The organism is Rheinheimera sp. MMS21-TC3, from assembly GCF_032229285.1.
Classification (GTDB): Bacteria; Pseudomonadota; Gammaproteobacteria; order Enterobacterales; family Alteromonadaceae; genus Alishewanella.
In genome coordinates, this window is the sequence record NZ_CP135084.1 from 2,104,560 (window position 1) to 2,123,501 (window position 18,942).

Annotated in this window: 14 protein-coding genes and 1 other RNA gene; 6 read left to right on the forward strand and 9 right to left on the reverse strand. The window is 41.6% G+C overall.

The window, feature by feature from the left end:
- The first annotated feature begins 368 nt into the window (after positions 1-368).
- Together RDV63_RS10285 and RDV63_RS10290 are read left to right on the forward strand one after the other, a co-directional pair.
- Complete coding sequence (locus RDV63_RS10285) at positions 369-1,598, forward strand: efflux RND transporter periplasmic adaptor subunit (protein ID WP_313909411.1); 1,230 nt, start codon at positions 369-371, stop codon at positions 1,596-1,598.
- Between the two features lie 11 nt (positions 1,599-1,609).
- Complete coding sequence (locus RDV63_RS10290) at positions 1,610-4,759, forward strand: CusA/CzcA family heavy metal efflux RND transporter (protein WP_313909412.1); 3,150 nt, start codon at positions 1,610-1,612, stop codon at positions 4,757-4,759.
- Positions 4,760-5,056: 297 nt separating this feature from the next.
- Here the strand turns inward: RDV63_RS10290 and RDV63_RS10295 are convergent, their stop codons facing one another.
- The 8 genes from RDV63_RS10295 to RDV63_RS10330 form a co-directional block, all read right to left on the reverse strand.
- Positions 5,057-5,290 (reverse strand): hypothetical protein, encoded by a 234-nt coding sequence (locus tag RDV63_RS10295; RefSeq protein WP_313909413.1) that lies wholly within the window; start codon positions 5,288-5,290, stop codon positions 5,057-5,059.
- Positions 5,291-5,368: 78 nt separating this feature from the next.
- Positions 5,369-6,901 carry an IS66 family transposase gene (tnpC, locus tag RDV63_RS10300; protein WP_313909414.1) on the reverse strand — a complete coding sequence of 511 codons (1,533 nt, stop codon included), beginning with the start codon at positions 6,899-6,901 and terminating at the stop codon, positions 5,369-5,371.
- Between the two features lie 341 nt (positions 6,902-7,242).
- Complete coding sequence (gene gcvP / locus RDV63_RS10305; protein ID WP_313909415.1) at positions 7,243-10,134, reverse strand: aminomethyl-transferring glycine dehydrogenase; 2,892 nt, start codon at positions 10,132-10,134, stop codon at positions 7,243-7,245.
- A gap of 93 nt (positions 10,135-10,227) precedes the next feature.
- Entirely contained in the window at positions 10,228-10,614 is a 387-nt protein-coding gene (gene gcvH / locus RDV63_RS10310) for a glycine cleavage system protein GcvH (protein ID WP_313909416.1), read from the reverse strand.
- Positions 10,615-10,689: 75 nt separating this feature from the next.
- Positions 10,690-11,769, reverse strand: coding sequence for a glycine cleavage system aminomethyltransferase GcvT (gene gcvT, locus RDV63_RS10315; protein ID WP_313909417.1), 1,080 nt, complete (start codon positions 11,767-11,769; stop codon positions 10,690-10,692).
- 219 nt (positions 11,770-11,988) lie between these two features.
- Positions 11,989-13,188 carry an FAD-dependent monooxygenase gene (locus tag RDV63_RS10320; protein ID WP_313909418.1) on the reverse strand — a complete coding sequence of 400 codons (1,200 nt, stop codon included), beginning with the start codon at positions 13,186-13,188 and terminating at the stop codon, positions 11,989-11,991.
- 1 nt (position 13,189) lies between these two features.
- Complete coding sequence (ubiH, locus tag RDV63_RS10325; RefSeq protein ID WP_313909419.1) at positions 13,190-14,386, reverse strand: 2-octaprenyl-6-methoxyphenyl hydroxylase; 1,197 nt, start codon at positions 14,384-14,386, stop codon at positions 13,190-13,192.
- A 6-nt stretch (positions 14,387-14,392) separates the two neighbouring features.
- On the reverse strand, positions 14,393-14,974 hold the full coding sequence (locus RDV63_RS10330) for a UPF0149 family protein (protein WP_313909420.1): 582 nt from the start codon (positions 14,972-14,974) through the stop codon (positions 14,393-14,395).
- Between the two features lie 205 nt (positions 14,975-15,179).
- Between RDV63_RS10330 and ssrS the strand changes: the two genes are divergently transcribed.
- The 4 genes from ssrS (at position 15,180) to serA (ending at position 18,059) form a co-directional block, all read left to right on the forward strand.
- Positions 15,180-15,366: non-coding RNA, 6S RNA (gene ssrS / locus RDV63_RS10335), on the forward strand.
- Positions 15,367-15,416: 50 nt separating this feature from the next.
- Positions 15,417-16,010, forward strand: coding sequence for a 5-formyltetrahydrofolate cyclo-ligase (locus RDV63_RS10340; RefSeq protein ID WP_313909421.1), 594 nt, complete (start codon positions 15,417-15,419; stop codon positions 16,008-16,010).
- Between the two features lie 121 nt (positions 16,011-16,131).
- The gene (gene rpiA, locus RDV63_RS10345) at positions 16,132-16,788 is read left to right on the forward strand and encodes a ribose-5-phosphate isomerase RpiA (RefSeq protein ID WP_313909422.1); all 657 of its coding nucleotides are present in this window, start codon (positions 16,132-16,134) and stop codon (positions 16,786-16,788) included.
- Positions 16,789-16,832: 44 nt separating this feature from the next.
- Entirely contained in the window at positions 16,833-18,059 is a 1,227-nt protein-coding gene (gene serA / locus RDV63_RS10350) for a phosphoglycerate dehydrogenase (RefSeq protein ID WP_313909423.1), read from the forward strand.
- Positions 18,060-18,126: 67 nt separating this feature from the next.
- Here serA and RDV63_RS10355 read toward each other — a convergent pair whose 3' ends face one another.
- Positions 18,127-18,924: a YdiY family protein gene (locus RDV63_RS10355; RefSeq protein WP_313909424.1), complete on the reverse strand. Its 798-nt coding sequence runs from the start codon at positions 18,922-18,924 to the stop codon at positions 18,127-18,129.
- Positions 18,925-18,942: the final 18 nt, after the last annotated feature.

Sequence of the window (18,942 nt, forward strand, 5' to 3'; positions counted from 1 at the left end):
TATCGATTGTTTTACAATCGTTTGTCGCCGTATCTGCAAGCACGGAAACTCATCAGTTAGACGTTGAGCATCTACAATCCATTCATGATCACGAAGCAGATCATTCTCCCCAGCTAGATAGTGATAACGAACACGATATCGAGGACTGCCACCATTGCGGTCACTGTAGCGGCAATCATACCAGTTGGATTCTGGTTAAAGCGTTTACTCCAAACTTATCATTAAACAACTCACACAACTTTAATAATTTTATTTCGTTGCTTCTTGGTATTTCAACTAGGCTCTATCGACCACCTATCGCTTAACTTTCTCCATACAGTGCGCTTTTGCGCAAACACAAATTGGTTTAATAAAAGTTAAGAGTCATTATGAATAATATTTTTCGCATCACGGGCATAGCCCTAGTGATCTTTTTTGGCGTGTTTTCAATAAGCACGTCACTGGCTAATGAAAGTCAAAATAATGTAGCACACGATGAACATTCACATGAGCATGAAAAGTCCACCAAAGAACCTGCTCATGACCACGATCATGCTGACGACAAAGGAAATAGCCCTGAAAAGCGTGCAGTAGAGGAAGAAGCGCATGAAGAAGGGATTTCCTTAAGTACTGAAAAAATTAAATTAGCAGGCATAAAAATTGAGGAACTGTTGCCAAAGAAACACCTTAATACGGTTTACGCTCCCGGAGAAGTGAAAGCAAACGGCTATAAGAGCTATATAGTTTCACCTCGCACAGATTCTGTGGTAATTAATCGCCATGCAAGCTTAGGGGACCACGTTAAATCTGGACAAAAATTAGTTACTTTGTTTAGCGAAATGATGGCGCAAACTCAAGCTGACTTTTTAATTGCGTCGTCTAACTGGAAGCGAGCTAAAAAGCTAGGTAGTAATAATATAAGCGAACGTGCACTTGTTGAAGCTGAAAACATCTATAAAGGTGTTTATGGCAAGTTAGTGGCTTTTGGTTTAACAAAGCAAGCGATTGATAAAATATCCCAACAAGATAACGCTACGTTTGGACAGTACGCTCTTGTTGCTGAGCGAGAAGGCGTTGTTTTGCAAGATGACTTCATGCAAGGGCAGCGTATTGAGGCGGGAGAAACGATTATGTTACTTGCCGATGAGACTGACCTTTGGGTAGAAGCTAACGTGCCACCTAATAAATCGTTAAATTTAGCCTTAGGCAGTCCTGCCTTAATTGATTTGAATGGTGTTAAATACCGAGCCAACGTCATACAAGAGGCTCACACTATTAACCCAATTACTCGAACACGAACAGTTAGACTGTCGGTTACTAATACTGGACATAAACTCCATTCAGGTATGTTTGTGAAGGTTTATTTTCAGTTCGAGTCGAGCAACGAAGTAATAGCAGTACCAGAAGCTGCTTTGATACGAAGCAGTGATGGTGATTGGGCAGTGTTTATTGAAGAACATCCAAACGAGTTTAAGGCTGTTGAAGTGACGAGAGGCCAATCCTTTGGCGAGTATCGAGAAGTTATAGGTATTGAAGCCGGAACTAAAGTGGTGACACAAGGTGCTTTTTTTGTCGCCTCTGAAATCGCGAAAGGCGGATTTGATCCGCACAATCATTAAGGAGGCCAGTCATGTTTAATCGAATTATTGATTGGTCTATTAATAACAGATTGCTCGTGTTAATCGCGTTAATTACGTTGATAGCAAGTGCAGTTGTAACCATACCTAAGTTGAATTTGGATGCTTTTCCAGACGTAACAAACGTACAAGTCGCTGTTAATACCGAAGCGCCGGGTTTAGCTGCTGAAGAAGTAGAGCAACTTATCACATACCCAATAGAAGCTGTGATGTACGCATTGCCGGATGTTGAACAAGTGCGCTCTATCTCAAAAACAGGCTTGTCTGGAGTAACGGTAGTATTTAAAGAGGGGACAGATATATATTTTGCTAGGCAATTGGTTTTTGAACGTTTACAGGCAGCGAAAGAGCTTATACCTGCTGGTGTTGGAACCCCTGAGATGGGACCTAATACTTCTGGTTTAGGACAAGTATTTCAATATTTGCTGATTTCAGATGATGCCACTAAATATGACTCTATGGCACTTAGAAGTATTAACGACTGGATCATTAAACTATTGATCATGCCAGTAGATGGTGTAACTGATGTGTTGTCATTCGGTGGTAACGTCCGTCAATATCAAGTTAATGTCGATCCTTCCAAGTTATTGTCTTATGAGTTGACTCAAGAAGATGTTGTATCAGCGCTTGAAAGTAACAACGCTAATGTTGGTGGCTGGTATATGAACCGTGGACAAGAGCAGCTCGTTATTCGAGGCACAGGTTGGTTTGAAAGCGGTGAGAAAGGTGTTGCAAATATTCGGCAAGTTCCAGTGAAAACACTTAATGGTGTAGTAGTTACAGTGTCTGATGTGGCTAAAGTAAAACTCGGTGCTGAGATCAGGCAAGGCGCTGTCACTATGACACGCAAAGCTAACAATGGCACTGTTGAAAACTTAGGTGAAGTGGTCTCTGGCATAGTATTAAAGCGCATGGGTTCAAATACCAAAGCAACGATAGATGGCATTAATGCCAGAACTGAGCTTATCAATCAGGCATTACCTGAAGGCGTAAGATTTGAGCCTTTTTATGACCAAGCTGACTTAATTGAAAAAGCGGTGGCAACCGTCGTTGAAGCCCTTACTTTGGCTTTTATCTTTATCACTATAGTACTTGCTTTATTTTTGATGAATTTAAGGGCCACATTTTTAGTGCTGATTTCTATTCCAATCTCTATCGGTATAGCACTTATGATAATGGCTTGGCTGGGTATTTCAGCCAACTTGATGTCACTCGGCGGCATAGCTGTCGCTATAGGCATGTTAGTCGATGGTTCAGTTGTTATGGTTGAGAACATGTTTAAACATCTCAATAAGCAATTAGAAAGTGGCAGCGATGAAGCGAACAATGATACTAAGCAAAAGTTGAAATTGGCAGGCAAAGAAGTAGCTCGTCCGATCTTTTTTGCAGCTTCCATTATTCTCGTTGTTTTTACACCTTTATTTAGTTTCGAAGGTGTTGAAGCAAAGCTGTTTCAACCAATGGCTACCAGCATTATGCTGGCGGTAGTGTCAGCTATTCTGGTTGCTTTATTTATTGTCCCTGCGCTTGCCACTTTCATGTTTAAAAGAGGGGTGAAAGAAAGGGAAAGTTTGATTCTAAGACCTATCGATATTTTGTATCGCAAGTCATTGAAAATCGCTTTAAAGCAAACCAAGTTTGTTATTTTTGTGTCATTAGCCCTTGTCATTTCAGCAGCGGTTGTTCTTCCACAAATTGGTACAGAGTTTGTGCCGGAACTTGAAGAAGGTACGATTAACCTGAGAGTTACATTAGCCCCTTCTTCTAGTTTGGAAACTGCGCTTTCGGTTGCTCCAATATTGGAAGAAAAGCTAATGGCTTTCCCAGAAGTGACTTATGCGTTAAGCCGAATTGGTCGAGCTGAGATTGGTGGCGACCCAGAGCCTGTGAACAACATTGAAATTTACATTGGCCTTAAACCTATTTCAGAATGGACAAGCGCATCTAATCGTTATGACTTGCAAGATAAAATGGAACGCTCATTGGAAGAATTTCCGGGGCTGTTATTAAACTTCTCTCAGCCTATCGCCACTCGCGTTGATGAGTTGTTATCAGGTGTTAAGGCTCAACTTGCCATTAAATTATTTGGCTCTGACTTAAAGGTGCTAGCAAGCAAAGGGCGAGAAATAGAAACTGCGATTAAGTCAATTGATGGTGCTAAGGATGTTGCACTTGAGCAGATTGCAGGTGAAGCGCAGCTTGTTATCGCTCCAAATCGACTTGAGCTTTCTAGATATGGTTTATCCGTTGGTGATGTCATGGAAGTAGTTCAAGACGGCATAGGTGGAGTTGAGGCTGGTCAAATCATCAATGGCAACGAGCGTTATGATATTTACGTGCGTTTAGAAGAGGAATTCAGATCTAATAGCGAAGCAATAGCTGATATAAGACTGCAATCTCCAACAGGAGCTTGGGTGCGCATTGGTGATGTAGCTTCAGTGTCTTTTGAGTCTGGCCCTCCACAAGTTAGAAGAGACGATGTACAACGTCGAGTTGTTATTCAAGCTAACGTCCAAGGCCGTGATATGGGAAGTGTGGTTGAAGATATTCAGGCTGCGATAGCTTCTGAAGTAAAATTGCCAGCAGGTTACTCAGTATCAATTGGCGGTCAATTCGAAAGCCAGCAACGCGCACAACAGCGTCTTTCTATAGTCGTGCCCGTATCTTTAGCTTTGATAGCATTACTCCTTTATTTTGCGTTTGGTTCAGTAGGACAAGCTATGTTGATCTTACTTAATGTTCCACTAGCCGTTATAGGTGGTGTATTTTCACTATACCTTTCTGGTCAGTATATATCGGTTCCAAGCTCTGTTGGCTTTATTACTCTTTTTGGCCTAGCTGTACTTAATGGCGTCGTCATGGTGGAGAGCATTAACCAACGGATCAAAGATGGGCTTGTACTCGATGAAGCAATATTTAATGGCGCCACATCAAGGTTACGCCCTGTTCTCATGACTGCTATCACTTCAGCGTTAGGTTTAATACCTATGTTGATGTCAAGTGGAGTTGGTTCGGAAATTCAAAGGCCACTAGCAAGTGTCATTGTTGGAGGCTTAATTACAGCAACACTACTTACATTGTTTGTAGTGCCAAGCTTATATAAGTTTTTTTCTAAAGGAAAAATAAAAGAGCTCGCGCTATAACGAGAAGGTAAAGCCCTATACAAGTTTTGTTTAGGGCTATTCAAATTGGCTAAATGGGGCTTCTTAAGCATGAATTAAGCATGAATTAAGCGTTATTTAAAGGTCGGCTATTGGCACACAAGGGCTATTCACTGTCAGATTTGATTAAGCTCTAATAATCCGAACTGACAGTTCAAGTTGAGACTTTTTCACATTAACGAACTTGCCAATATCAGATATACTCACTCTGCTTCTAGAAAGGTTCCAATCCCATTATGCGGATTAAAACTAACCTATGGCATTTTGGAAAAATGGTAATTAGTTTAAGCTCTTTGCATTTGGGAACAAACGACGAACTTGTCGTGTTATTGATTCCTTTACAGTGTCTTCAGTTTCAGCACTCCTGCTAATTTCGATTTCAATCTGACCAGTAGACGAATGACTAACCAACGCATCATCAAAGCCGGCCTCAAAAAGTAAATTATCAATGTTGTCTAAAGATACATTATTTTCATACAGATCAAATTTCATTGTGACATTGAATGTCTTCATTTCACTCCCCTCCTATATACCTTATAGAATAAATTTAAGATTGATTTAAATCATGTGTAAGCGTCTAGCTAACTGCACCTAGCCCTGTTTAATATTCCAGGGTAGAAGCATGTCAAGGTTATCAGGCTTCTTAGTAAGGTGTTGCAAGCACATTGAGATATAGTCATGCACCATAATATCGTTGGCTTTTGCAGTTTCAACAAGACTATACAGTATGGCACTGGCATGGGCGCCCTTGCTGGTGTTTGAGAACAGCCAGTTTTTTCGACCTATTACAAACGGTTTTATTGCTCGCTCGGCGCGGTTGTTATCAATACTGAGCCTGCCATCTTCTACGTAACGCCGGAACTTTTCAAACTGATTTATCCCATAGCTAATGGCTTTACCCAGCGGTATTTTCGGTGGCATGTTGTCTTGATGCTTTATCAGCCACTGATACAATTCATCCACTATCGGCTTGGCTTTTTGCTGCCTAACGTTGAATTTTTCTTCAACCGTTTTATCTTTAATGGCTTGCTCAATGCCGTACAGCTTGCCGATGAGGTTTAGTACTACGTCCGCTTTACCCGTTTTCTTATTATCTCCTTTGGCTTCGATGAATTTACGGCGTATATGCGCAAGACACGCAACCAGTGTTGCCTGCGTTTGCTCGTAAGCTTTATAACCATCAACCTGCAGATACCCTTGGTAACCTGCAAGAAAATCAACAGCACATTGGCCTGCTCGGCTATTGTTGTAGTCAAATAATACAATATTGCGGCCTTTACCTGCCTTATCATCACTACAACAATACACCCACATATAACTTGTTGCTTTATCTGCGTTAATTACCTTTAACGGGGTTTCATCACCATGAATAACCGCTTGAGATAACAGCACCTCTTTTAAGCGTTGATACAATGGTGACAACAGTTGTGCACAACGTATCATCCAGCTGGACATGGTTTGCCTGCTCAACTCAATTTCGATGTTAGCAAACAGTGTTTCTTGGCGATAAAGCGGTAAGCCAAACTGGTATTTACAGGTGATTATTTGGCTTAGCAAACTGGGCGTGGCAATACTTTTTGCAATGGGTGCTGCGGGCATCGGGGCGGTTTTTATCACACTTTCAATACCTTCACGCTCACAGTGCCGGCAGGTATATTTTGGGCGAATAGTTTTTATCACTTTGATATGCGCGGGCACAAACTCTAAGGCTTCACTGCTGCTTTCACCCATTTTGTGCAAGGGGCTTTGACAGCAATCACACACTTTGTCACTGTCATCTAGGTCAACAACCACATTAACTCTGGGCAACTGCTTTGGCAGTGGCGTGCCTTTAGGTTTGGCTTTGTCTTTTTTTACTGCGGGAGATGCCGCTAATAGCGCTTTATCATGTTCATCTAGCGTTTCTTCCGCTTCATTGAAGACCTCACCCGCACCTGGCATTTTTTCTGATTTCTTGGCGTATTCTTTGGCCAGCTTGGCGTTGTAGGCTGCAAGTAGCTCATGAATTTGTGCGTCTTTCTTAGCCAATTCTTCGTCTTTTTTTGCCACAACAAGGTGCAGCTCAAGCAGCATACGCTTGAGTTGCTCTGGGTCGTCAGGTAATGAGTGGGCATCAATTTTCATGGCCACAATTTAGCAGAGTTTACTCGTATTTTCTTGCTGGCAGAGCAGATAATTACTGGCGTGGTGGCAATGATCGTTGACTCGTCATTCGATCTCTTCTAGATCAGACTGATAGCGCAATGCTTGATGGCCAAGCACATCATAACCGGATAATAACCCAATAAGTTGTTGCTCGGTAAGCTTAAACTCCAGCGAGTTACACCTATCCTTTCAGTCACAAAAAAGGCGAACCATTTCTGGTTCGCCTTTGTCTTATCTATGCGTTCACAATCTTAATTGTATTCACATTTTTAATTGTAGCGTTCACAAACTTAATTGTTGATCGCCAAAGCTACCACCTATTAACGATAAGCTTCTGGGCTTGGGCAGGCGCACATTAAGTTACGGTCGCCGTATACGTCGTCTATGCGGCTTACTGTTGGCCAGAATTTATTCTCGGCTATGTAAGCTGCTGGGAAGGCGGCGTATTGTTGGCTGTATGCACGGTCCCATGCTGGGTCGAATACGTCTTGCATGCTATGTGGTGCGTAAACTAATGGGTTGTTGTCTACTGTCCACTCGCCGCTGACGACTTTACCAATTTCAGCATGGATGGTTGTCATCGCTTCAATAAACTTATCTAGCTCGGCTTTACTTTCTGATTCTGTAGGTTCAATCATTAAGGTGCCCGCTACAGGGAAGCTCATTGTGGGTGAGTGATAACCAAAGTCCATTAAGCGCTTAGCGATATCCATTTCTGAAATGCCACTGGCTTCTTTTAACGGACGAATATCGATAATACATTCGTGGCCTACTCGGCCATTAGTACCGCGATATAATACTGGGAAAATTGGGTTAAGTTTATTTGCCATGTAATTAGCATTTAAAATTGCAAACTCAGTGGCTTGTTTTAACCCTTTTGCACCCATCATAGCAATGTACATCCAGCTGATAGGTAAAATACCTGCGCTACCAAATGGTGCTGCTGCTACTGCGCCGTTATCTGCGCCTGTGCCTTCTACCTTAACAACTGAGTGGTTAGGTAAAAACGGGGCTAAATGGCTTTTCACACCTATAGGACCCATACCTGGGCCGCCACCGCCGTGTGGAATACAGAACGTTTTGTGTAAGTTTAAGTGCGATACGTCAGAGCCAATAAAGCCAGGTGATGTAACACCTACTTGGGCGTTCATGTTGGCGCCGTCCATATACACTTGGCCACCATGAGAGTGAACAATGTCGCATAACTCACGAATACTTTCTTCAAATACACCATGGGTTGATGGGTAAGTAACCATAATGGCCGCTAAACGGTCGCCGACTTCTGCCGCTTTCGCTTTTAAGTCTGCCATGTCGATATTACCTGACTTATCACAGTCAACTAATACAATGTCATAGCTTGCCATTGCAGCGGTAGCAGGGTTAGTACCATGGGCAGATACTGGAATTAAGCAGATATTACGGTGCCCTTCACCACGGCTTTCGTGATACTTACGAATCGCGATCATACCCGCGTATTCACCTTGCGCACCTGAGTTAGGTTGCAAAGAAATATTGTCATAGCCGGTGATATTAACTAACCAGTCACCTAGTTCAGTTAACATTTGGTGATAGCCTTGAGCTTGATCTGCTGGCACAAATGGATGGATAGACGCAAATTCAGGCCACGTAATAGGGATCATTTCTGAGGTTGCGTTAAGTTTCATAGTACATGAACCTAACGAAATCATCGAATGATTTAAGGCTAAATCTTTGTTTTCTAACTTTTTGATATAACGCAGCATTTCAGTTTCGCTGTGATACTGATTAAATACTGGGTGGCCTAAAATAGTATCGGTGCGCAGTAAGTCTGCCGGAATAGAGTTTGAACCTTCAGCAACAATAGTGGCATCTAGCTTTTCTACGTCTAAGCCATGGTTATCGCCTAATACAATAGTAAATAACTGGGCTAAATCGGCTGCGGTACTTGCTTCGTGGAAGCTTACAGATAACGAGTCTGCTACATCGGTACGCATATTTACGCCAGCGTCTAAACCACGCTGGATAACAGCCGCACGATCTTTAACGGTAAAGGTAACAGTGTCAAACCAATGTTTATTAACAATATTAATGCCTTTAGCCGCTAAACCAGCTGCAAAAATATCAGCATGACGGTTAATGCGCTGCGCAATATTCTTTAAGCCCACTGGGCCATGATAAACCGCGTAGAACGAGGCCATGTTGGCTAATAATACTTGAGCCGTACAGATGTTTGAGTTGGCTTTTTCACGACGGATATGCTGCTCGCGAGTTTGCATAGCCATACGTAAACCTGGGTTACCACGGCGATCTTTTGACACACCAATAATGCGGCCTGGCATAGAGCGCTTGTAGCTATCACGCGTAGCGAAAAAAGCAGCATGTGGGCCACCAAATGCCATAGGTACACCAAAGCGTTGCGCTGAACCTAGTACTACGTCAGCACCAAGTTGACCTGGTGACTTTAATAACATTAATGCCATTGGATCTGTCGCTACGGCAACCACGGCTTTTTTAGCTTGTAAAGCAGCAATTAATGCGCTGTCATCACGAATATCGCCATTAGTGGCTGGATATTGTAGTAAAGCACCAAACACATCGTGCTCAGCCGCTTCTGTGGCATTGCCAATAATAATGTCAAAGCCAAACATTTCAGCACGGGTTTTAACCACGTCTATTGTTTGTGGGTGAACATCATCGGCAATAAAATAGTGATTAGATTTACTTTTGCCTACCCGCTTAGCTAAAGCCATAGCTTCTGCCGCTGCGGTTGCTTCATCTAATAATGAGGCACTGGCTAGTTCCATACCTGTGATATCTAAGGTCACTTGTTGGAAGTTTAATAAGGCTTCTAATCGGCCTTGGGCAATTTCTGGCTGATAAGGCGTATAAGCCGTATACCAACCTGGATTTTCTAGCACATTTCGCAGGATAACATTAGGTGTTAACGTTGGGTGATAACCCATACCGATATAAGACTTAAACATTTTATTTTTGCTTGCAGCCTGTTTTAAATAGGCTAAAGCATCAACTTCTGAACGCGCTGGCCCAGTAGCTAAAGGTTGCGGTAAACGGATGTCGGCAGGAACAGTTTGCGCAATTAGTGCCTCGATACTGTCAACACCAAGTTCATTTAGCATGGCGGCAGTTTCTGAAGCATCAGGGCCTATATGGCGCTGAATAAATTCTTCGTGGTTCGCAAGTTGCGACAGGGTTTTCACAGCGGAGTTTGTCATGCCTGGAATGTCCTGAAATAAAGGTGTTATGTACTAAAATTAAACCCCGTTGTTTAAATAAAATACGGGGTTTAATTGCGATAGATTTTTTGCTTACTCGTCAATCGAGCTTTGGTAACCAGCAGCATCTAACAAGTTAGCTAATTCAGCTTCGTCAGAGGCTTTAATTTTAAATAACCAGCCTTCTTGGTATGGGCTGCTATTTACAAGCTCTGGCTCGTCAGCTAAAGCTTCGTTTACTTCAACAATTTCACCCGCGATAGGGGCATAGATATCTGATGCTGCTTTTACTGATTCACAAACAGCACAGTCATCACCTTGGCTATAAGTAGCACCAACTTCTGGTAACTCAACAAATACCATGTCACCTAATAGGTCTTGGGCATGTTCTGAAATGCCGACTGCATAAACACCGTTGCCTTCATCACGCACCCATTCATGGCTGGCTGCATACTTTAATTCTGTAGGGATTGAGCTCATTTTTTAGTTCCTTAGCGAATGTCACTATTATATCTGGCCTAAATATAATCTAGGCCAATTTTTATTAAGCTGGGTTTAAACTAATTTCTTACCCATGCGAACAAAACCAGGTTTTACTACTTTTACTGGCACCATTTTACCACGAATATCAACTTCTGCTGTTTCGCTAGTCGTTGCTGGTACACGTGCTAACGCAATACTAAAGCCTAATGTTGGCGAGAAAGAACCAGAAGTAATCACACCGTCTTTACCATCAACTACCACGCGTTGACCTTGGCGTAATACCCCTTTTTGTTCCATCACTAAACCAACCAACTTATCCGTACCTGCCGCTTTTTGTTGCTCAAGCGCTGCGCGACCAATAAAGTCACGGTCTTCTGGTTGCCAAGCTATAGTCCAACCCATATTAGCGGCTAATGGCGATACATTGTCATCCATATCTTGGCCATATAAGTTCATACCTGCTTCTAAACGCAGTGTATCACGTGCACCTAGACCAGCAGGTTTAACGCCAGCTTCAATTAATTTTTGCCAGAAGTCTGCAGCTTGCTCATTAGGCAAGGCGATTTCGTAACCATCTTCGCCGGTATAACCGGTGGTAGCAATAAACAAATCGCCAGTTTGCTTACCAAAAAACGGTTTCATACCGTCGATATCAGCTTTTTGCGCATCGGTTAATAAGCTTGCCACTTTTGCTTTAGCATTAGGACCTTGTACTGCGATAATGGCAAACTCACGGCGCTCTGTTACTGTGACATTAAAATTAGCAGCTTGCTTATTGATCCAAGCTAAGTCTTTTTCTCGCGTGCCTGAGTTTACTACCATGCGGAAAAAATCTTCTTGCAAAAAGTAAACAATAATATCGTCAACAACACCACCGGCTTCATTTAGCATACCGCTATATAAAGCACGGCCGGGTACCGTTAATTTTGCGACGTCATTTGCTAATAAATAGCGTAAAAACGCTCGGCTATCAGCACCATTAATATCGATTGTTGTCATATGCGACACATCAAACATACCCGCATCAGTACGTACCGCATGGTGTTCTTCTATTTGTGAGCCGTAATTAATTGGCATATCCCAACCAAAAAAATCGACCATCTTAGCACCAGCTTCGATATGTTTAGCATGTAACGCTGTTGTATTTGCCATTATTGTTTTCCTGATTCTAGTTAGCCCAGTTCCCATATTTCAGGGCTATTACTAAGGTATTACACCTAGTAATGGATATAAAGGTGGCCGGATTATAGCCTAAGCGTGAACCGGCAAACAGCCCCATTTAAATTAGATTTTATAATGCGACTGTTGCGTTAGCTTGACACTAGTACAATTTTATTAATTTTTTGTACAATAACTAAGCAGCAATTATCACTAAGGTTTAGCCAGTTCAGGTAAATCACCACTATTGCCAAGAGCTGCAGCCATAATCTGTTTTTTTAACCAAGGTGCTTTATCAACTGTATTCATACCAATGGCTCTGATAAGTTTAAGTAAAGGGTTTTTATTACTAAAGGTGCGATTAAACGCTTCCATGGCGGCAATTAAATTTACTGCCTCAGCTTTACGCCAGCGCTCATATTGACGCAGCATACGCAGCTCAGTGATATCTTTACCAGCTTGTAATTGCTGTTCAATTAGCTGGGCTAATGCGGCAACATCCATTAAGCCTAAGTTCATGCCCTGGCCTGCTAAAGGGTGAACACTGTGCGCTGCGTCTGCTACCAACACAATACGTTGTTCAAGCCATTGGCTAGCATAACGCATTTGCAATTCAAAATTACGCACTGGGCTTTGCAGGCTTAACACCCCAAGCACTGACTGGCTTGCCGCGCTAAGCGCTTGGTTAAATTCATTTTCAGCTAATGCTAATTTAGCCGGTACATCAGCCGAGGGGACTGACCAAACAATAGAACATAAATGTGGATCGGCTAAGGGCAGCAGGGCTAAAGGGCCACCGGGTAAGAATACTTGCCGAGCTGTTGCCTGATGCGGCAACTCAGTTTTAATAGTGGCCACTAAGGCATGTTGATTATAATGACTATGCATTTGCGGTAGTTGTGCTGCTTTGCGCACTAAAGAATTAATGCCATCAGCGCCAACTACTAAGCGACTTAATAGTAGCTGCTGCTGATTAAAGTTTATTAACACTTCGCGATCGCTTTGCACTAGGCTATTAATAACGCAATTAAACTGACAACTTACATTGTTATGCTGCTTAAGTTGCTGATATAACGCTTGACGAATTTGTTCGTTATCGCAAATCCAGCCTAAAGCTTCCACTTGTTCGGTTTCGGCATTAAAAGCTATTTTGGCAAAACTATCGCTATCCCAGACTTGCATATCCTGATAAGCCGCTGCGGTTTTAGCTATAGCAGGCCAAGCACCTAAATGGCTTAATAACCGCTTAGAGGCTAAATTTAATGCACTGACCCGCTGATAGTTAACTGGGCTAATGTCAGGAGCCTTGCCTTGCTCTAAGACGACTATATTTAAATTAAGCGGTGCTAAAAGTAGTGCTAAGGTTAAGCCAGCACTACCCGCGCCAACAATAGTAATGTCTGTGTTTCGCATCTTAACGTCTATACCCCATAGCATGCCTAGCAAGTGGCGTTTTTAATGGCTTACACATTAATAATGCCAATAACCCCATATTACGTGCCAAAGCTAATAATCGTGAACGGTTAGAGAATATTCTGACCAGTGCATCGGTAGCAAATGCCACTTGGCTAATATCAGTTTGTCGTGCTTGCTGATAAGCACGTAACAACGAATAGCTGCCAGCATCCTCAGCCACGCTTAATAACTTAACTAATTGTTCAATATCTCGCAGCGCTAAATTAAAACCCTGGCCGGCTATAGGGTGTAAATTATGTAAACTATTACCAAGCAAAGCTAAACGATGCCGTATAATAGAGTCTGCTATACCTAAACTTAACGGATAGATAGCACGTTGCCCTGCACCACTAAAGACCCCAGCTCTATAGCCAAAAGCTTGCTGCATTTGGCTTAAAAATTCTGTTTCAGATAGCTGCATCAAGCGCTCTGCTTGCATTGAAGTTGTAGTATAAACCAATGAATATCGCTGTTTGGTTAACGGCAATAAGGCAATAGGGCCATGTTCTGTAAAGCGCTCATAAGCGCTAAAATTATGATTTTTGGCTAAAGCTAAATTAGCAATAACCGCACTTTGGCCATAGTGTTGCTGGGGCATGGTTATTCCGGCTAAAGCACGACTTGGCGATGAACCACCTTCAGCTATTACCAGCAACTTAGCCTGAATGTGTTGGCCACCGTGCAACTCTAATTCTTGATGGTCCTGCCTTGGCGTAATGTGGGCGATAGAGTTAGCGTCAAACCAAGTAACTTGCTGGCAATGCTTAAGCTTAGTCAGCAATAAGTTGCCTAAATGTTCAACTTCAAGCACATAGCCTAAGGCGGGTTGCTGATAATCTTGATGCTGTAAACTAACTTTACCAAAATGGCCTCGATCAGACACTTTTACATGCTTAATAGGGCAGGCATTTGCTACTAATTCAGGCCAAAGCTGCCATTGTTGCAATAACTCAACACTGGCCGCTGCTAAAGCTATACTGCGGCTATCAAAACTAGCTTGATTGCAGCGCTCTGATTTAGTTGCCGCCTGCAGCACAGCTTGCTTTTCAACTATCGCTATACTCAGTTTAGGATTAGTTTGAGTTAGTGCCCAAGCTAAAGTAGTACCAGCCATACCACCGCCAGCAATAACAACATCAAAGCTCTTAGCTGTCATAACCATTTAATGCACTGTTTTATTGCTAGCAGCTAAACTGCTAAATTTTTGTCCTACCTCGGCATGGCAATTTAATACCATGATCTTAATATGCTCTAATACTAAAAAGTAAGACTCTTCATTTTCTTCATCATTAGTATCATCACAGGCATGGATATCAATCCGAGTCACTTCAGACAATTGCTCAATAGCTTCACGTACGTCAGCTGGTAATAGCGATAAATCTGTTTGCTGCACAGCAAAGCCAACTAAAAAAGCTTGCGCCCATTCCACCATAGCCTCTAGTCGCTCGGCTAAACTGTCATCATCTGTAGGCAAGACTAAACTAAAGCTAAAATCAGCTTGATTTAAATCGGCTGCAGTCGCTTGAATAAGTTGTTCCACCTGCTTTTGTAATGAAACAGGTAAGGCTTGGCCATCATTTAAAAAGTCGGATAATATAGGGAGGATTTGCTCTGGCTCAGGCTTAACACCTGCACTTAATAACCCAGAAATTAAACCATGCACTTCGGCCATAGCCGCCATAACACCGGCTTGATCTAACAAATTAGACCATTGATCATAAGTCAATTTAGATTGCTCGCTCATAATAGGATTCACAGAGACTAACTTAATGCTTATGCTACCACTGCCAGGGGCCAAGCGCCAAGTTTGCCTACTAGCTTTTATTGACCAGAAGTAATATTCAACAAAAAAACACTATATTTGCATAATAATCAATCAACTAAAGCTTAAATAGCCTAAGAAACAGCTTTTGGCTTAGACTCTTTGATTCTAGCTGTTATACTGAAAGTGTTCTCTGGGTTGTTTGTGATTGGACTGACGTCCCTGAGCCGATAATTGTTTATACAAAGGGTTTTATATGTGTTGTCAGTGTGCAAGCCCAGCTTGTACTGGGAAGCCTGAGGCAGCTACTTTAACTCCCGCCTTGAACCCCTTGGTTCAAGGGCAACAATTCGACACGGCAATTTGGAGAACCCCCACTCTCTATATTGTGTTTAAAATTCGTTATTTAAAATAGCCTTTTAACATGACCTCACGCAGCCAAATTAGACAACAAATTCGCTTAGCACGTCAGCAATTAACTACTGTGCAGCAGCAGGTTGCAGCCAGTAAACTTGTTGAGCAAGTAAGTAAATTAGCTCAATTTAGTACTAGCCAACATATTGCCTTATATTTAACCAATGATGGTGAACTAGACACTTCTTTGCTTATACAAGCGCTTTGGCAGTTAAATAAAAATGTCTATATCCCTGTACTACACCCCTTTGCTGCGGGCTATCTGCTTTTTATTCGCTACGACCAAAATACCCCTCTTAGTATAAATAAATTTGGCATTAAACAGCCTTTGCTAGAGTGCCATAATATTATTCCAGTAGCAGAACTAGATATAATTTTTACGCCTTTAGTCGCCTTTGATCAACAAGGTAATCGCTTAGGTATGGGGGGTGGTTTTTATGATCGGACACTAAGCCAGTTACCTGACAGCTACCGCTGTCGTTTTATTGGTTTAGCTCATAGCTGCCAGCAAGTGCCTGTCTTACCTGTCGCCAGCTGGGATATTCCGCTGCAGACTATAGTTACCCCCAATAGAGTTTGGCAATTTAATGAGTTAATACCTTAGTCAGTGTTAAACAGCCATCTTGTCGCTTTTACTCCAGTTTATTTCTGCATTTGCCCTTTTGTCTAGGCCGTGATTGGTTATAATGCCCATCTGTATGGCTAAAAGCTAATTGGATATGACAATGACGCAAGATGAAATGAAGAAGCAAGCTGCATGGGCAGCATTAGAGTTTATTCCACATAACACTATTGTAGGTGTGGGTACTGGCTCAACCGTAAATCATTTTATTGATGCCCTAGCCAGTATTAAACAGCATATTAAAGGCGCAGTTTCTAGTTCTGTTCAATCGACCGCTAAACTAGAAGCCTTAGGGATCCCCGTTTTTGATTTAAACAATATTGATAGCTTTAGCGTTTATATTGATGGGGCCGATGAAATAAACCCACTTAAACACATGGTTAAAGGTGGTGGTGCAGCATTAACCCGTGAAAAAATTGTTGCAGCTGTTGCTGAGCGTTTTATTTGTATTGTTGATAGCAGCAAACAAGTAGCCACTTTAGGTCAATTCCCGCTACCTGTTGAAGTAGTCCCTATGGCGCTAGCTTATGTGCAACGGCAACTTAATAAACTAGGTGGTAAGGCTATATTACGCAAAAATGTTATTACTGATAATGGTAATGTCATTTTAGATGTCCACGGTTTACAGATTACTGATCCTTTGGCATTAGAATTTACCATTAATAATATTGTTGGCGTAGTCAGTAACGGTATCTTTGCCCACCGTGCTGCTAATACAGTATTAATAGGCACTGCTACTGGCACCACTATTATTAATTAATTGATCAGCTTTCATTTATTTTAACGCTTTTTAAAGAGAACAATATGGGAAACTTTTCACTGGCCAAAGATAAAATTAAAATATTATTACTTGAAGGCCTTCATCAAAGTGCGGTGCAAAGCTTTAAAGAACTTGGTTATAGCAATATTGAATATGTAAAAACTTCATTAGCGGAAGACGAGTTAATAGAGCGGATAAAAGATGTCCATTTTATTGGTATTCGCTCACGCACTCAATTAACCGAAAAGGTATTAGTTGCTGCTAATAAACTCATTGCCATTGGTTGTTTTTGTATTGGCACTAACCAAGTTGATTTGCAAGCAGCTTTATTACGCGGTATCCCGGTATTTAATGCACCATTTTCTAACACCCGCTCGGTTGCAGAGTTAGTGCTGGGGCAAATTATTATGTTACTACGCGGGATCCCTCAACGAAATGCCGCAGCACACCGCGGTGAGTGGTTAAAAACGGCTAATGGCTCTTTTGAAGCTCGAGGTAAAACCTTAGGCATTATTGGTTATGGCCATATTGGTACTCAACTTAGCATCATGGCCGAAAACATTGGTATGCGAGTACAGTTTTATGATATTGAAGCCAAATTAATACTAGGTAATGCTCATCAAGTTAGCTTAAGTGAGCTGTTAAAAACCTCAGATGTCGTTACTTTACATGTGCCTGAAACAGCACAAACCAAAAATATGATAAGTACCTCTGAGCTAGAATTGATGAAGCAAGGCAGTATTTTAATTAATGCTTCTCGCGGCACAGTAGTCGATTTAGAGGCTTTAGCCGAGGCAATACAAAGTAAGAAAGTAGCCGGAGCCGCTATAGATGTATTCCCGATAGAACCAACCGGCAACGATGAAGAATTTATTTCACCGTTAAGACAATTTGATAATGTTATTTTAACCCCTCACATTGGTGGCTCCACTCAAGAGGCACAAGAGAATATAGGGCTTGAAGTGGCAGGTAAGTTAATAAAGTATAGCGATAACGGCTCTACCCTATCTGCGGTTAACTTCCCTGAAGTATCTTTACCAGCGCACCAAGGTCGCTCACGCTTGCTACATATCCATATCAATCAGCCAGGTGTGCTAACCAAAATTAATGAAACTTTTACTAAGCATAATATTAATATTGCCGGCCAATACTTACAAACCAATGCGGATATAGGTTATGTAGTAATAGATATTGATTCTAACGACGTAGAGTTAGCGTTAAATGAACTACGAAGTATTCCTGGGACATTAAGAGCTAGGGTTTTACATTAATAAGCAAGATTAACATTAATCAGGCGGCTTAATTATAAGCTGCCTAGTTATATACCTAGATAGATTTCTAAAAAGTATAAACAATAGAAGAGGATGTTTCTGTCTCTAAGCCTTTTAAATTACCTTCAGGTCGTGAGTTATATTTAACCACATAACTTAAACGCATCGATAATTTATCAATAAGTTTTGTCGTAATACTACTTCGACTTAAAAATACCGAGTTTTCGCCACTTAATGATATAGAGCCTTCTAGAGTTTGCCTAAACTTACTAGTTTCATTAAAGGCATAATCCAAATTAGCCGATAGGTACCACAAAAGACCTGTGTTGCTTACACCTTTAGATGAGAGTTGATGGCCATAGCCAGGGCCCGTTTCTAAGTCAAAGTAACTGGCTTGTTTTTCATATAGTCTATTACCATAGCCTATAACTAGCGATGCTTGTTCAGTAAAAGCACCAAACTTATTATGAAAATAGGCACCCCGGCCAAATATAGTTTGCCTACCTGTCACTATTTTATAGTTACTTTGGCCTGAAAAACCATAACTATTCGCTGTCGTTTTTCGCCTTTTTTCACCACTTTCAATATCTAAATCATTATTTTTTTGAATCAATCCCTGCAAATGATACTTATTTCTAAAGTACTCTAAATCATGCACTAACTCACTGTTAAGACGAATAGCAAAGGAGTCGGTATTACCTGACGTATATAAATAGCCCAACTCAACATCTCCAGTAACAGTACCAAAGAAGTCGAATGGCTGAAGTAAGTCTTCGCCATCAGGTAAAGCATCTGTCTCTGAAGCTTGTACTGATAAAAAACTAAAGCCTACAAAAAAACAGGCTGCATATGTTAAAAAGTGCATTATGACTTAACAGCGCTC

Coding starts and splice junctions, on each gene's coding strand:
- RDV63_RS10285 (WP_313909411.1), top strand. CDS start 369: ATGAATAATATTTTTCGCATCACGGGCATAGCCCTAGTGATCTTTTTT.
- RDV63_RS10290 (WP_313909412.1), top strand. CDS start 1,610: ATGTTTAATCGAATTATTGATTGGTCTATTAATAACAGATTGCTCGTG.
- RDV63_RS10295 (WP_313909413.1), bottom strand. CDS start 5,290: ATGAAGACATTCAATGTCACAATGAAATTTGATCTGTATGAAAATAAT.
- tnpC (WP_313909414.1), bottom strand. CDS start 6,901: ATGAAAATTGATGCCCACTCATTACCTGACGACCCAGAGCAACTCAAG.
- gcvP (WP_313909415.1), bottom strand. CDS start 10,134: ATGACAAACTCCGCTGTGAAAACCCTGTCGCAACTTGCGAACCACGAA.
- gcvH (WP_313909416.1), bottom strand. CDS start 10,614: ATGAGCTCAATCCCTACAGAATTAAAGTATGCAGCCAGCCATGAATGG.
- gcvT (WP_313909417.1), bottom strand. CDS start 11,769: ATGGCAAATACAACAGCGTTACATGCTAAACATATCGAAGCTGGTGCT.
- RDV63_RS10320 (WP_313909418.1), bottom strand. CDS start 13,188: ATGCGAAACACAGACATTACTATTGTTGGCGCGGGTAGTGCTGGCTTA.
- ubiH (WP_313909419.1), bottom strand. CDS start 14,386: ATGACAGCTAAGAGCTTTGATGTTGTTATTGCTGGCGGTGGTATGGCT.
- RDV63_RS10330 (WP_313909420.1), bottom strand. CDS start 14,974: ATGAGCGAGCAATCTAAATTGACTTATGATCAATGGTCTAATTTGTTA.
- RDV63_RS10340 (WP_313909421.1), top strand. CDS start 15,417: ATGACCTCACGCAGCCAAATTAGACAACAAATTCGCTTAGCACGTCAG.
- rpiA (WP_313909422.1), top strand. CDS start 16,132: ATGACGCAAGATGAAATGAAGAAGCAAGCTGCATGGGCAGCATTAGAG.
- serA (WP_313909423.1), top strand. CDS start 16,833: ATGGGAAACTTTTCACTGGCCAAAGATAAAATTAAAATATTATTACTT.
- RDV63_RS10355 (WP_313909424.1), bottom strand. CDS start 18,924: ATGCACTTTTTAACATATGCAGCCTGTTTTTTTGTAGGCTTTAGTTTT.